Here is a 1,244-nt window from a genome sequence, read left to right on the forward strand (position 1 = left end):
TTTTGTCTTTTTGTGTAAATCCAATTGTGGCCGTCGATGTCCTTGACTATATTTTCAGGTGTTAGTCGGATGATGTCCCCATAGCTGATGCCGGTATAGCAACTAAAAACAAAAAGGTCCCGCACACGGTCTAGCCTGTCAATCGGGAAGTAATAGGTTTCAATGTTGGCTAGTTCGTTTTCAAAGAGGAATTGACGCTCCCTTTTTTCATAGATGGGTTTCCACCTTACAAATGGGTCTTTGTCAATCCACTCAATGTGATAGGCAAGGGTAATGATTTTTCTAAGCCTTTGTATGTGCTTCATTACCGTGTTATTGCTCATCGCTTTTGGATGGCCTTTTGGATAGTAGTTGTGGAGGTAGGTTTCGAAGTCGCTTATGAACTTATAGTCGAGCTGCTTTAGGTAGAGGTCTGATGTTTTTACTACATCGTTCAGATACCTATGTACATAACCGGTGGAAACCTCGAAGTTTCTAATGGTACCCACAGCGAGTGTGTTTTCGATTTTTTTCTCATGGTAGCTAAAGATGTTGAGAAGCGTTTTGTCTGAATTGGCTTCACCGTTATAGGCTGCTTTGACTAATTGAGCAGTGATGAATTCTCCTTTGAACTTAAAGTCCTGGAAGATCTGGAACAACCTGGCGTGTACCTGGTCAAGATAAAGATTTGTTTGTCTTGCGTGTGGTGATGTTCCTTTGGCTTTACTTTTTTTGGAATCCCAGTCATTGATGTAAACTTTTCTTTTTAGACTAATGTTTACTCTTTTGGAATTAACAGTTACTCTGGCATAAACGAGAGCTTTGTCGTTTTTGGTGTTTTTTAAATCAGCCCAAAACGAAATTGAGAAGGTGTTTTTGGTACGCATAATAATCGTCTTAAATGGTTAAACATTGTTCGACGAAAGTCAAAATTCTACAGTACCAGATGGTTAGTTAAAAAATTGAATCTGTCAGTTAAACTGACAGTTTGAAAAAATAACTGACGTATACCTGACACATTGAACTAAAACAAACCAATTTTAATGAACGTCTAAAGTGTTGAAAAACCACGTTTTTCCTATGGTTAACGTGGTTTTGGCACTTTTTTTAATTTTAATTAGTGACCTCGACTGGATTCAAACCAGTAACCTTCTGAGCCGTAATCAGATGCGCTATTCAGTTGCGCCACGAGGCCTTTTTGCGGGTGCAAATATAGGTTTTATTTTAGTGTGTGCAAAGATAAATTATACTATTTCAGCACTCAA

Annotated in this window: 1 protein-coding gene and 1 tRNA gene; both read right to left on the bottom strand. The window is 38.3% G+C overall.

Translation table 11 applies throughout. The annotated features are described in order from the left end of the window. The coding region (locus tag AC6F75_RS12350; RefSeq protein WP_500715347.1) for a phage integrase SAM-like domain-containing protein at positions 1–866 on the bottom strand (866 nt) is incomplete at its 3' end. Positions 867–1,100: 234 nt separating this feature from the next. Then, a tRNA-Arg gene (locus AC6F75_RS12355) sits at positions 1,101–1,174 on the bottom strand. Between the last annotated feature and the right edge of the window lie 70 nt (positions 1,175–1,244).

It is taken from the genome of Planktosalinus sp. (assembly GCF_059864935.1).